Genomic DNA, 13,177 nt, shown 5'->3' with positions numbered 1-13,177 from the left:
GACGGTCTGAGTGCTCTTGTCGATAAACACATCATCGGTCGGTGCAGGGACAGTTACCGTGCCGACGGTATCGCCAGCCTTGATGGTGATCGACGAGCCATTATCCAACTTCAACGTAACGTCAGTGCCCGCTTTATTGGAAAGCGTAGCGGTGTACGTAACCTGACCACCCTCATTCGTCTCAGTCGGCGCCGTCAGCGTCACAGTGGTGGTGTCGATCGAATCAGTAACCGTAGTGACCGCCGGTGTCGTGCTCGGCACCAGGCTTTCAAAATTGCCGCCGGTCGCGCCGGTGATGGTCGTGCTGATGGTGCTGCCGTTGACGTAGACGTCATTGGGCGGCGTGTCCACGACCACGCTGCCGACGGACTCGCCCGCCTTGATAGTGATCACCGAGCCATTGCTCAAGGTGACAGTAACAGGCGTCTGTGCCGGGTTGGTCAAGGTCGCGGTGTAGGTGATCTGCCCGCCTTCGGTAACGGTTTCGCCAGCGGTCAGCGTGACGGTGGTGGTATCGACCGAATCAGTAATGGTGGTGACCGCAGGCGTCGTGCTCGGCACCAGGTTTTCAAAGTTGCCGCCGGTTGCACCGGTAATGGTGGTGCTGACAGTCGAACCATTGTTGTAGACGTCGTTCGCTGCAGTATCGACAACAACGTTGCCCGCCGACTCGCCGGCCTTGATGGTAATCACCGAGCCATTGCTCAAGGTCACGGTGACCGGCGTCTGCGCCGGGTTGGTCAAGGTGGCGGTGTAGGTGATCTGGCCGCCTTCAGCCACGGTATCGCCCGCCGTCAACGTGACGGTGGTGGTGTCGATGGTATCGGTGATCTGCGTCACGGCCGGGTTAGGGTCGAGGGTCAACACCAGGTTGCCGCCGCCGGTGGTACCGGTAACGCTGACGCTGATCTGGCTTGGATCGATGTAGGGGCTGTCGTTGGGGGCCAGGGGCACATTGACGGTGCCGGTCAGTTGGCCGGACGGGATGGTAATCACCGCGCCATTGGACAAGGTCACGGTCAGGTCGCTGGTGGAGGGCCGCGTAACGGTAGCGGTATAGGTCAGCACACCGCCGGCTTCGGTGATGGTTGGGGTTGCGCTCAGGGACAGGGTCGCGGGCTGCAGCGCCAAACCGGAATCAGCGGTGCCTGGGGCGCCGGCCAGTACGTTGAGTGTCGAGGTGCCCTGGCCGAGAGGGCCGGTTGGAAAACCGATGGTCGGGTCGACCCGGCCGGCGGTGGCGTCCAGCACCACGAAGCTGTGACCCCCCCCCGCGGCGCCATTACCGGCAGCGGTTGCACCCGCGGCCGTGGCTTCCAGCTCGGTGGTCGGGTCGGCACCGGCGGCGATGGCTTGTTGCAGCTCGGCCACCGATGGCGCAGCTTGCTCGGTGGCAGCGGCCAGGTCGACGCTGGAGTCCGGTAGATCGGCGCTCCACTGAGTGTACCGGCCCAGGTCCAGAATACGGCCGTCGGCCAGTTCCAGGCTCACTGTGCCCGACAGGCCAGTGTCGACCTGGTCGCCCGCGAACAGGCGATCACCTTCAATAAGGACGCGACGAGTGCCTTCCGGAGAAACAACGAAAACTTGACCAACAATGCTTTTGACGATGGCAACAACACTGCTCATTAAAATTTTCTCCGGCGATTCGTTCGAAATTCCATTTTGCAGCGCGCAATTAGGGCTGCCAACTGGAGGACGTAGTCTATAAAGCGATTGACGTCAAATATTTGGCTAGATTTTTTAGTGATCTAGTTTGTGCCAAACTATTGACCTTATGGCCGCCATCCTAAACAATCGCTCCCGTAATGTCACATTGATATTTAAGCGGCGAACCGTCCTACATGTGTGAAGCAGTTCCGTTTTTTGAACTTTCCGACGTACGGTCATTACGGTAGCCATTATCCGACGCAGCGGTGCTAATCGCTGTGATTTGAGACAAGAAGTCCTGGGGAAATTTTTAAATGCGCCTGCACCTGTTCAAGGCAATTCCGTTCGTTCTCGCCGCCAGTTTCGTACAAGCCCAGACGCTGCCCCAAGCCATGCAACAGGCCTTGGATGTGCACCCGGAAATCCAGGCAGGTGTTAATAGCCGCATCGCTGCTGACTATCAACTGCGCGCCGCCCAAGGTGGCTACCTGCCGCGAGTCGACCTGAACGCCGGTTATGGCCGCCAAGGGACCGACAACGCCACCTCCCGTGCCAACAACCCCAGCGGCAATCACTGGGACACGCTCAACCGTGGCGAATCCAGCCTGCGCCTGCAGCAAATGATTTTTGACGGTTTCGCCACCTCCAGCGAAGTCGGGCGTCAACAAGCCAACGTTAATGCCCGTGCCTACTCCTTGCTGGGTACTTCCGAGCGGACGGCGTTGACCGTTGCCCAGGTCTACCTGGAAGTGTTGACCCGCCGTGAGTTCGTGCGCCTGGCCGAAGACAACCTTCGCAATCACGAACGCATCTACGATCAGATCAAGTTGCGCACGCAGCGCGGCGTCGGCAACGGTGCCGACCAGGACCAGGCCGAAGCGCGCCTGGCCCAGGCCCGCAACAACCTGATCACCGAGCAGACCAACCTGGCAGACGCGCAAACCAACTACCTCAGCGCCGTCGGCCAGATGCCCGACCAGCTCGAGCGCCCGGCGCCGTTCATGGCCATGCTGCCGGCGGACCTGAATGAAGCCCGTCGCCAGATGCTCGACAATAGCCCGGTGTTGCGTTCAGCCGAGTCGGATATCTCCGCCGCCGAAAAACAGTACGAAGCCGCTAAATCCAGCTTCTACCCACGCTTTGACGCTGAGCTTGGCACCAACGCCGACAACAACGTCTCCGGTGATCCAAACCACAGCAACGGCTGGGAAGCCATGGTGCGCATGCGCTTCAACCTGTTCGCCGGCGGTAGCAACAAGGCCGACCTGCAATCGAAGTCCTACCAGGCCAACCAGGCCCTGGATATCCGCAACAACGCCTTGCGCCAACTCAATGAAGAGCTAGGCTTGGCCTGGAACGCGTTGAATAACGCCAATGCCCAATTGCCGGTGGCACAGCAGTACGTGGATCACAGCTCCCGTGTACGCACCTCCTACCAGCAACAGTTCAGCCTCGGCCAGCGCACCCTGCTGGATTTGCTCGACAGCGAAAATGAATTGTTCACCGCTTCCCGCCGCCTGGAAGAAATCAAGAACATTCAGTTATTTACTCAGTATCGAATCAAGGCGACCATGGGTGAATTGCTCAAGAGCCAGGGAGTGGTCGCACCAATGGCATCCGTCGTACAGAACGACGTGAAACCTAAAGTCCAACTGCCTGGGATGAATTGAGCCACCCCAATAGCCCCATCTGTTAGTCGAGAGTGCACCGCGTGGAACCTGAAAGCAGTCGAGTTCATCTCAGTCATGATCCACGCGCCCTGCATGACGACCCGTTGCTCGACGGGTTGTTGGCACTCTGCGCCCTGCATCAGAAACCGGCCAGCGCAGCGATGCTCACCACCGGCCTGCCGCTGCCCTCGCAACGCTTGAGCGCCGAGCTGCTGCCGCGTGCCGCTGCACGGGCCGGGCTGCAAGGCCGGGTGCTGCAACGCAAGCTGGAACAGATCCCGACCATTGCACTGCCGGCCCTGCTGTTGCTCAAGGACGGTCGCAGTACCGTGCTGGTCGGCTGGGAAGGCGAGGATGAAGCACGGATCCTGCTCAGCGAAAGCGACGGCGGCGAAGTGCTGATAAAACGTGAAGCACTTGCCGACGACTACATCGGCAAGGTCTTCTTCGCCCAGCCGCAACACAAATTCGACGTCAACCACGGCAGCCTGATTCCACGGGCGCGGTCGTGGTTCCGTGACACCCTCATGCGTTCGCGCTGGCTCTATACCGACGCCATCGCCGCCAGTTTCCTGATTAACATCATCGCCATGGCTGCGCCGCTGTTCGTGATGAACGTATACGACCGCGTCGTACCGAACCAGGCCACCGCCACCCTGTGGGTGCTGGCCGTGGGCATCTGTGGCGCGTACCTGTTCGACCTGGTCCTCAAAAGCCTGCGCAGCCTGTGCTTGGACCTGGCCGGCAAGAAAACCGACCTGATCATCTCGGCCACGCTGTTCGAACGCATCGTCGGCATGTCCATGAAGTACCGCCCGGCACGGGTCGGCAGCTTCGCCCAGAACATCCATGAGTTTCAAAGCCTGCGCGACTTCCTCGCATCGCTGACCCTCACCAGCCTGATCGACCTGCCGTTCACCTTGCTGATCTTCCTGGTGATCGCCATCCTCGGCGGGCATCTGGTGTGGGTGCCGGTGCTGGCGTTCCCGCTTGCCCTGGGCATCGGCTATGCCCTGCAAAAGCCCTTGGTGGCAACCATGGAACGCACCATGGCCCTGGCCGCCGAGCGCCAGTCGAGCCTGATCGAGACCCTCGCCGGGCTCGATGCGGTCAAGGTCAACAACGCTGAGAGCGAGCGCCAATACGGCTGGGAGCAGACCATCGGCACCCTGAGCCGGCTGGAGCTGCGGGTGAAGTTGCTGTCGGGTCTGTCGATGAACATGACCCTGCTGATTCAGCAATTGGCCGGCGTGATCATGATCGTGTTCGGCGTGTACCAGATCATCGACGGCAACCTCAGCATGGGCGGCCTGATTGCCTGCTACATGCTCAGTGGCCGCGCCCTGAGCCCGCTGGCCTCGCTGTCGGGCCTGCTGACGCGCTACCAGCAAGCCAAGGTCACCATGACCTCGGTGGACCAGATGATGGAGCTGCCCCAGGAGCGCAATTTCGACGAGCGCCCCATGAGCCGCCGCACCCTGCAAGGCGCCATCGAGTGCCGGGGGCTGAATTTCACCTACCCGAACCAACAGAACCCTGCGCTGAAAAACATCAACCTGGTGATCAAGCCCGGGGAAAAAATCGGCATCATTGGTCGCAGCGGCTCGGGCAAAAGCTCCCTGGCCAAATTGATCGTCGGCCTTTACCAGCCCGACTCCGGCGCCCTGCTGGTGGACGGCGTGGACGTACGCCAGATCGACGTCAGCGAACTGCGCCACAACATTGGCTACGTTGCCCAGGACATCCAATTGCTCGCCGGCACCTTGCGCGACAACCTGGTATCCGGGGCGCGCTACGTCGAGGACGAAATGGTCCTGCAAGCTGCCGAACTGGCCGGCGTACACGAATTCGCCCGTCTGCACCCCCAAGGTTACGAGCTGCAAGTCGGCGAGCGTGGGCAGAACTTGTCCGGCGGCCAGCGCCAGAACGTCGCCCTGGCCCGAGCGCTGCTGCTCAACCCGCCCATGCTGCTGCTGGATGAACCCACCAGCGCCATGGACAACACCGGTGAAGAACGCTTGAAGCAACGCCTGCAAGCCGTGGTGCAAAACAAGACCGTGGTTCTGGTCACGCACCGCGCCTCACTGCTCTCCCTGGTGGACCGCCTGCTGGTGGTCGACCGTGGGCAGATTCTCGCGGACGGCCCGAAAGCCGTGGTCATGGAAGCGTTGAAGAAGGGGCAGATCAGTGTTGCTTAACTCCATCAAGAGTGCGGTCGGGCGCTATTTCAAAGGTTCCGACTCGCTGCAGGGCCAGCCCCTGCCCGAGGTCAACAAAGCCCTGATCGAAGATGCGCCGCGGGTCATCCGCCTGACCATCTGGGCAATCATCGGGTTCTTCGTGTTCCTGGTGGTGTGGGCAGGGTTTTCCCAGATCGACGAAGTGACCCGTGGCGACGGCAAGGCGATTCCGTCGTCCAAGTTGCAGAAAATCCAGAACCTGGAAGGCGGTATCGTTGCCGAGTTGTACGTCAAGGAAGGCCAGATCGTCGAAGCCGGTGCGCCATTGATCCGCCTCGACGACACGCGGTTTGTCTCCAATGCCGGGGAAACCGAAGCCTTGCGCCTGGCCATGCAACTGCGCGTGGAGCGCCTCAGTGCACAGGTGGACGATCGCCCGCTGAACATCCCTGACGACGTGCTCAAGGCCGCGCCGAGCCAGGCCGCCAACGAGCGCTCCCTGTATGAAAGCCGTCGCCAGCAATTGAAAGACGAAGTCGGCGGCTTGCAGGAGCAACTGGTACAGCGCCAGCAAGAGCTGCGCGAGTTCACCTCCAAGCAGAGCCAGTATCGCAGCCAGTTGTCCCTGCAACGCCAGGAAATCAACATGTCCGAGCCGCTGGTAGCCCAGGGCGCGGTGTCGCCGGTGGAAGTGCTGCGCCTCAAGCGCGCCGAAATGGAAACCCGCGGCCAGTTGGACGCCACCACCCTGGCGATTCCTCGCGCCGAGTCGGCGATCAAGGAAGTGCAGCGCAAGATCGACGAAACCCGCGGCAAATTCCGCAGTGAAGCCCTGACCCAGCTCAACGAAGCCCGTACCGAACTGAACAAGGCCGAATCCACCGGCCGCGCCCTGGAAGACCGCGTCAGCCGCACCTTGGTTACCTCGCCGGTACGTGGGATCGTCAAGCAGTTGCTGGTCAATACCGTCGGTGGCGTCATCCAGCCAGGCAGCGACATGGTCGAAATCGTGCCTTTGAACGACACCTTGCTGGTGGAAGCCAAGATCCGTCCGCAAGACATTGCCTTCCTGCACCCGGGGCAGGAAGCGGTGGTCAAGTTCACTGCCTATGACTACACCATTTACGGCGGCCTCAAGGCCAAGCTCGAACGCATCGGTGCCGACACCATCACCGATGAAGACAAGAAAACCACCTATTACATGATCACCCTGCGCACTGACCGCAGCCACCTGGGCACCGATGAGAAGCCGCTGCTGATCATCCCGGGCATGGTCGCCTCGGTGGACATCATCACCGGCAAGAAAAGCATCCTCAGCTACCTGCTCAAGCCGATCATCAAGGCGCGGGCCGAGGCGTTGCACGAGCGGTAAATCTCCAGCGCCTGTACCGACCTCATCGCAGGCAAGCCAGCTCCCACATTTGAATGTGTTCACAAATCAAAATGTGGGAGGGGGCTTGCCCCCGATGAGGCCCTCAGCATCCCCCAGCACCTCAAACCAAACGCCATATCGATATGCCCTAACAGTATTTAAACTTCCTTTCTTATACCTATAAATTCACTCCCCTGACCGCCGGAAGTGAATCCAATGTCCGCCACCGCTGCTGCCCCCACCACCGCCCAAACCTTCAACATCCGCCCCTTCCCCGGCAGCGTCGGCGCCGAGGTCATCGGCCTGGACTTGTCCCGCCCGGTCAACGACCAGGACTTTGCCCGTATCCACCGCGCGCACCTCGACCACCACGTCGTGGTATTCCGCAACCAGCGCATCACCCCCGCACAACAGATCGCCTTCAGCCGCCGTTTCGGCGTGCTGCAAATCCACGTACTCAAACAGTTCCTGCTGGCCAACCACCCGGAAATCCTGATCGTCTCCAACATCATCGAGAACGGCCAACCCCTGGGCCTTGGCGATGCAGGCAAGTTCTGGCACTCGGACCTGTCCTATAAGGAACTGCCCAGCCTGGGCTCGATGCTCCACGCCCAGGAACTGCCCGCCGAAGGTGGCGACACCCTGTTCGCCGACATGCACAAAGCCTGGGAGCAACTGCCCGAGCACCTGCGCAACGCCTTGCAAGGTCGCAGTGCCGCGCATTCCTACACGGCGCGCTACAGCGAAGCCAAATTCGAAGGCAACTGGCGCCCGACCCTGACCCCCGAACAACTCGCCCAGGTCGCCGAAGTGGTGCACCCCATCGTGCGCACCCACCCGGAAAACGGCCGCCAGGCGCTGTTCGTCAGCGAAGGCTTTACCACCCGCATCGTCGGCCTGCCCGATGACGAGAGCCGCGACCTGCTGGCCCAGCTCTACGCCCACAGCGTGCGGCCGGAAAACATCTACCGCCACCAGTGGCAGCCTCACGACCTGGTGTTCTGGGACAACCGCTCGCTGATCCATTTGGCCGCCGGTTGCCCGAGCCATCTGCGCCGCAAGTTGTACCGCACCACTATCCAGGGGGATGCGCCTTTCTGAACCGGTAAAGCCTGCTAGGATTGCGCCCAGTTCACTCTCAATTGCTCACGAGTGCTTGGCATGCAACTACCCGACATGAACCTGCTGGTCGCCCTCGACGCCTTGCTCGATGAGGGCAGCGTGGTCGGCGCTGCGCGGCGGATGAATCTGAGCCCAGCGGCCATGAGCCGCACCCTCACGCGTATCCGCGAAGCTGTAGGTGACCCGATCCTGGTGCGTGCTGGTCGGGGCCTAGTGCCGACCCCCAAGGCCCTGGAGCTGCAAGGCCAGGTGCGCAACGTAGTGGAGCAGGCGGCGTTGCTGTTTCGCTCGGCCGATCAAGTGGACTTGAGCACCTTACGCCGTCGCTTCAGCGTACGCGCCAATGACTTCTTCATCGGCGTGTATGGCGGTCGGCTGTTCGACACCATGGAGCGCGTGGCCCCCTTTTGTGAGCTGCGTTTCGTACCTGAAGGCGACACCGACGACGAAGCCCTGCGCGAAGGGCGCCTGGACCTGCGGGTGAGTAACACCATGCCGGCCAGCCCGGAAGTGAAGGTGCAGAACCTGTTTTCCACCACCTTTGTCGGCCTGGCGCGGCAAGACCACCCGCTGTTCGACGAAGAAATCACCGCCGCACGCTTTGCCAGCTATTCCCACATCAGCATTTCACGGCGTGGCATTGCCCGTGGGCCGATCGACACCGCGCTGAATGAGCAGGGCCTGGAGCGCCGTGTGGCGATGATCGCGCCGGGTTTCCACGGAGCGATGTTCATGTTGCCGGAATCCGACCTGATCATGCCGGTGCCCAAGGAAGCGCTGCTGAGCGCCAAACGCCTGAATCTGCCACTGCGCGCCTTCCCGTTGCCGATCTCCTTGCCGACCCTGGTATTGGCCCAGTCCTGGCACCCACGCTTCGACAAAGACCCGGCGCACAAATGGCTGCGCGAGACGATGCGCGAGAGTTGCCACGCCACCTGGCTGGAAGCTCAACCCAACTAAAAACCTCAAGCCATGCACAATCAAATGTGGGAGGGAGCAAGCCCCCTCCCACATATGGATTGCGTCTGGCGCACTTATAAGCTTCCGATAAGTAACTTTTTTGCAGGGTATAGCCTGATTAAACTGCTCAGGTATTTATCATTCCGAGTTACCTGTTCATGACATCCCTCGCTGCCCCCGCTTTCCAGGCCGCAGCCCAACCTGTTGCTCCAAGCCCACCCATGTTCGGCCCACGCATCATCATCGGCCTGGTCGGCGTGCTGCTGGCGGTGCTGGTGTCCGGTCTCAACGAGATGGTCACCAAGGTCGCCCTCGCCGATATCCGCGGTGCGCTGTATATCGGTTTTGACGAAGGTACCTGGCTGGTCGCGGCCTACACGGCGACGTCCGTGGCGGCCATGGCCTTTGCGCCCTGGTGTTCGGTGACGTTTTCGCTGCGCCGTTTCACGCTGTGCGCCATCGGTTTGTTCACCGTGCTGGGTATTCTCTGCCCGTTCGCGCCGAACTACGAAAGCCTGCTGCTGCTACGCACCGTGCAAGGTTTGGCCGGTGGCGCGCTACCGCCGATGCTGATGACCGTGGCGCTGCGTTTCCTGCCGGCCAACGTCAAGCTGTATGGCCTGGCCGGCTACGCCCTGACCGCCACCTTCGGCCCGAGCCTGGGTACGCCGCTGGCGGCGTTGTGGACCGAATACGTCGGCTGGCAATGGGCATTCTGGCAGATAGTCGGGCCCTGCCTGCTGGCCATGGCCGCCGTGGCTTACGGCTTGCCGCAAGACCCGTTGCGCCTGGAGCGCTTCAAGCAGTTCAACTGGCGCGGCCTGCTGCTAGGGTTCCCGGCGATCTGCATGCTGGTGATCGGCCTGTTGCAAGGCAATCGGCTGGACTGGTTCGAGTCGGGCCTGATCACCTTCCTGTTGTGCGGCGGTACCGTGTTGCTGATGTTGTTCCTGCTCAACGAATGGTCGCAGCCAATACCCTTCTTCAAATTGCAGATGCTCGGCTTGCGCAACCTGGCCTTTGCCCTGATCGTGCTGGCCGGCGTGTTGATGGTGCTGACTTCGGTGATCATCATCCCGTCGAGTTTTCTCGCCCAGGTCCAGGGCTACCGGCCGCTGCAAACCGCGCCGGTGATGCTGCTGATGGCGCTGCCGCAGTTGATTGCGTTGCCGCTGGTGGCGGCGCTGTGCAACCTGCGCTGGGTCGATTGCCGCTGGGTGCTGGGGATCGGCCTGGGCATGTTGGTGGTGTGCTGCATCGGCAGTTCACACCTGACCTCGGCGTGGATCCGCGATGATTTTTATGGCTGGTACCTACTGCAGATTTTCGGCCAGCCGATGGCCGTGTTGCCGCTGCTGATGCTGTCCACCGGCAGCATTCAACCCATCGAAGGGCCGTTCGCCTCGGCCTGGTTCAATACCGTCAAGGGCCTGGCCGCTGTGATCGCCACCGCGGTGCTGGATACATTGACCACCCAGCGCGGGCATTTCCATTCAACCATGTTGGTGGACCGCCTCGGCAACTCGCCCCTGGCCGACACGCAGGCGCAGGGCCTCGCCCACCGCTTGCACGAGCAGACCGTGGTGCTGACCTCTTCGGATCTTTACGTCGTCATGGCCGGTGTCGCGATGGCGTTGATCCTGCTGACTTTCTGGATGCCCACGCGGATCTATCCGCCTCGCGCTCCGACCTGACCACAAGGACTTTCCATGAAACGCAAAGACAAAATTGCCGTCGCCGTTATTGCTGTATTTGCCGTCGGCGTACTGGTTTACCTGGTCGCGCCGGGAGTGCTGGGCAGCAAGCGCCAGACTACCAACGACGCTTTCGTCGCCGCTGATTTCACCCTGGTCGCGCCGCGGGTGGCCGGCTTTATCAAGGAGGTGTTGGTGGAAGACAACCAGCGCGTCAAGGCCGGCCAGCTGTTGGCGTTGATCGACGACCGCGACTTTCGCGCCGCCGCCCAGGCTGCCGACGCCGATACGCTAGTGGCCCAGGCCCAACTGAAAAACGCCACCGCGACCCTGGAGCGCCAAAGCTCGGTGATCGCCCAGGCCCAGGCCACGGTGGCTGCTGACCGCGCCGAAGTGGCCTTCGCTGAACATGAACTGAATCGCTACAACCACCTCGCCGGCGTCGGCGCGGGCACCGTGCAGAACGCCCAGCAAGCCAAGACCCGCATCGACCAGGCCACCGCGCGTCTGGCCAAATCCACTGCGGTGCTGGCGGCCGAGCGCAAGCAGGTGGAGATCCTCACCGCCCAGCGTGACGCCGCAGAAGGTGGGCTCAAGCGCGCCCAGGCGGCGTTGGAAATGGCCAGTTATCAGCTGTCCTACACGCGCATCGTCGCGCCGGTGGATGGCATGGTCGGCGAGCGCGCCGTGCGAGTCGGCGCCTATGTGACACCGGGCAGCAAGATCCTCGCGGTCGTGCCGCTTGCCGAAGCCTATGTGGTGGCCAATTTCCAGGAGACCCAACTGTCCCATATGCATGCCGGCCAGGCCGTGCAGGTCAGCGTCGACAGCCTCGACGGCGAGTTGCTCAAGGGCCACCTGGAAAGCCTGGCGCCGGCCACGGGCGTGACCTTTGCCTCGGTCAAGCCGGACAATGCCACCGGCAACTTCACCAAGGTAGTGCAGCGTATTCCGGTGAAGATCGTGCTTGAGCCAAACCAGCCACTGACCGAGCGTTTGCGCGTCGGCATGTCGGTGGAAGCCAGCGTCGATACCCGGCCGGCCGCGCAACAGCGTGAGGTGGCCCAGCAATGAAACACGTCGCCTGGCTCACCTTGAGCCTCATCAGCCTGAGCGCCTGCACCGTCGGCCCGGATTTCCAACGGCCCCAAGGTCCACAGGTCAGCCAGTGGAGCGAGCCCCAGGGTCGCCAAGCCGCAAGCCGCGCCGTCAGCGACCCCTTGCAGGAGCGCTGGTGGGACGTATTCCACGACGAGCAACTTTCAGCACTCACGCGCCGCGCCCTCAGCGATAACCTCGACCTGAAACTGGCCAGCAGCCGCCTGCAACAAAGTCGCGCCGTACGCCAAGTGACCACCGCCGAACGCTACCCCAACGTCGATGCCGGTGGCGGTTACCAGCGCAAGCGCAACAGCGGCAAAGGCTTGAACGATCCCTCCGGCGAGAACGGTCGCTCGGCTTTCAACCAATGGGACATGGGCTTCTCGGCCTCATGGGAACTGGACTTCTGGGGCCGGGTCAAGCGTGAAACCGAAGCAGCCGACGCCACCCTGGAGGTCGCCGAAAACGACCGCCGCGCCGTGTTGTTGTCGGTACTGGCCGAGACTGCCCAGGACTACATCCAACTGCGCGGCGTGCAGAACACCCGTGCCGTTACCGAGCAAAACCTCGACGTGGCCCGTCACAGCCTCAAGCTTTCGCAACTGCGCCTGGCTGATGGCGTAGCGACCGACCTCGACGTGGCCGAAGCCGCCGCCCAAGTCGCGGCCATCGAAGCGCGCCTGCCGGACTTGCAACAGCGCCAGGACCAACTGATCAACGCCCTGAGCCTGCTGATGGGCGAGCCGCCCCAGGCCCTGCACGCACAGCTGTCCAAGGACGCCGCCGTGCCGCAAACCCAGCGTCAGGTCGCCATTGGCCTGCCCTCGGAGCTGGCCGAACGCCGTCCCGACATCCGCCAGGCAGAAGCGCGCTTGCACGCCGCCACTGCCAGCATCGGCGTGGCCAAGGGCGACTTTTACCCGCGCATCACCCTGTCCGGCAGCCTCGGCTCCCAAGCCATGCAACTGTCGGACTTCGGCTCCTGGGGCTCCCGCGCATTTGCCCTCGGCCCGCAATTAAGCCTGCCACTGTTCAACGGTGGGCGCCTGCAAGGCATGGTGGATTTGCGCGAAGCCCAGCAACAGGAAGCGGCCCTTGCCTACCAGCAAACCGTGCTGCGCGCCTGGCATGAAATCGACGACCAACTGACCCGCTACAACGCCAGCCAACTACGCCGCGACAGCCTCGCCGAAGCCGTGCGCCAGAACCAGATCGCCCTTGCTACTGCGCAACATCAGTACGTCGAAGGTGTGGTGGATTTCGTCAACGTCCTCACGGTGCAAAGTGCGCTGCTGGCGACCCAGGAGCAGTGGGTTGAAAGCTCTACCAGCGTGTCCTTGGCCATGGTCGGCTTGTACAAGGCGTTGGGAGGAGGTTGGGAGTCGGTGTATCCGTTGCAGACAGCCGGGAGCTGAGCAACAAAGAGTT

9 protein-coding genes are annotated in these 13,177 nt (G+C 62.0%); 8 read left to right on the top strand and 1 reads right to left on the bottom strand.

The window, feature by feature from the left end; genetic code table 11:
• On the bottom strand, positions 1-1,629 hold a 1,629-nt coding region (locus QZR30_RS25655; protein ID WP_311904518.1), incomplete at its 3' end, for a retention module-containing protein.
• A 335-nt stretch (positions 1,630-1,964) separates the two neighbouring features.
• Between QZR30_RS25655 and QZR30_RS25650 the strand changes: the two genes are divergently transcribed.
• The 8 genes from QZR30_RS25650 to QZR30_RS25615 all read left to right on the top strand — a co-directional run bounded on the left by QZR30_RS25650 (position 1,965) and on the right by QZR30_RS25615 (position 13,164).
• Complete coding sequence (locus QZR30_RS25650; RefSeq protein WP_046070313.1) at positions 1,965-3,320, top strand: TolC family outer membrane protein; 1,356 nt, start codon at positions 1,965-1,967, stop codon at positions 3,318-3,320.
• A 41-nt stretch (positions 3,321-3,361) separates the two neighbouring features.
• The gene (locus tag QZR30_RS25645) at positions 3,362-5,518 is read left to right on the top strand and encodes a type I secretion system permease/ATPase (RefSeq protein WP_046072619.1); all 2,157 of its coding nucleotides are present in this window, start codon (positions 3,362-3,364) and stop codon (positions 5,516-5,518) included.
• Entirely contained in the window at positions 5,508-6,872 is a 1,365-nt protein-coding gene (locus QZR30_RS25640; RefSeq protein WP_034116722.1) for an HlyD family type I secretion periplasmic adaptor subunit, read from the top strand. Before QZR30_RS25645 ends, QZR30_RS25640 begins: the two co-directional genes overlap by 11 nt.
• Positions 6,873-7,088: 216 nt before the next feature.
• Positions 7,089-7,973 (top strand): TauD/TfdA dioxygenase family protein, encoded by an 885-nt coding sequence (locus QZR30_RS25635; RefSeq protein WP_311904515.1) that lies wholly within the window; start codon positions 7,089-7,091, stop codon positions 7,971-7,973.
• 60 nt (positions 7,974-8,033) lie between these two features.
• Positions 8,034-8,954, top strand: coding sequence for a LysR family transcriptional regulator (locus QZR30_RS25630; protein WP_056847286.1), 921 nt, complete (start codon positions 8,034-8,036; stop codon positions 8,952-8,954).
• A 158-nt stretch (positions 8,955-9,112) separates the two neighbouring features.
• The gene (locus QZR30_RS25625) at positions 9,113-10,648 is read left to right on the top strand and encodes an MFS transporter (RefSeq protein WP_311904514.1); all 1,536 of its coding nucleotides are present in this window, start codon (positions 9,113-9,115) and stop codon (positions 10,646-10,648) included.
• Positions 10,649-10,663: 15 nt separating this feature from the next.
• The gene (locus tag QZR30_RS25620; protein ID WP_046070317.1) at positions 10,664-11,722 is read left to right on the top strand and encodes an HlyD family secretion protein; all 1,059 of its coding nucleotides are present in this window, start codon (positions 10,664-10,666) and stop codon (positions 11,720-11,722) included.
• The gene (locus QZR30_RS25615) at positions 11,719-13,164 is read left to right on the top strand and encodes an efflux transporter outer membrane subunit (RefSeq protein ID WP_046070318.1); all 1,446 of its coding nucleotides are present in this window, start codon (positions 11,719-11,721) and stop codon (positions 13,162-13,164) included. Before QZR30_RS25620 ends, QZR30_RS25615 begins: the two co-directional genes overlap by 4 nt.
• The last annotated feature ends 13 nt before the right edge of the window (positions 13,165-13,177 follow it).

The organism is Pseudomonas sp. rhizo25 (genome assembly GCF_031931935.1).
In the GTDB taxonomy this organism is placed as follows: Bacteria; Pseudomonadota; Gammaproteobacteria; order Pseudomonadales; family Pseudomonadaceae; genus Aquipseudomonas; species Aquipseudomonas synxantha.
This window is presented reverse-complemented; position numbering and strand designations above follow the sequence as displayed.

Bases quoted from the DNA above. Each gene is read 5' to 3' on its own strand.
- QZR30_RS25650 (WP_046070313.1), top strand. From the start codon at position 1,965: ATGCGCCTGCACCTGTTCAAGGCAATTCCGTTCGTTCTCGCCGCCAGT.
- QZR30_RS25635 (WP_311904515.1), top strand. From the start codon at position 7,089: ATGTCCGCCACCGCTGCTGCCCCCACCACCGCCCAAACCTTCAACATC.
- QZR30_RS25630 (WP_056847286.1), top strand. From the start codon at position 8,034: ATGCAACTACCCGACATGAACCTGCTGGTCGCCCTCGACGCCTTGCTC.
- QZR30_RS25625 (WP_311904514.1), top strand. From the start codon at position 9,113: ATGACATCCCTCGCTGCCCCCGCTTTCCAGGCCGCAGCCCAACCTGTT.
- QZR30_RS25620 (WP_046070317.1), top strand. From the start codon at position 10,664: ATGAAACGCAAAGACAAAATTGCCGTCGCCGTTATTGCTGTATTTGCC.
- QZR30_RS25615 (WP_046070318.1), top strand. From the start codon at position 11,719: ATGAAACACGTCGCCTGGCTCACCTTGAGCCTCATCAGCCTGAGCGCC.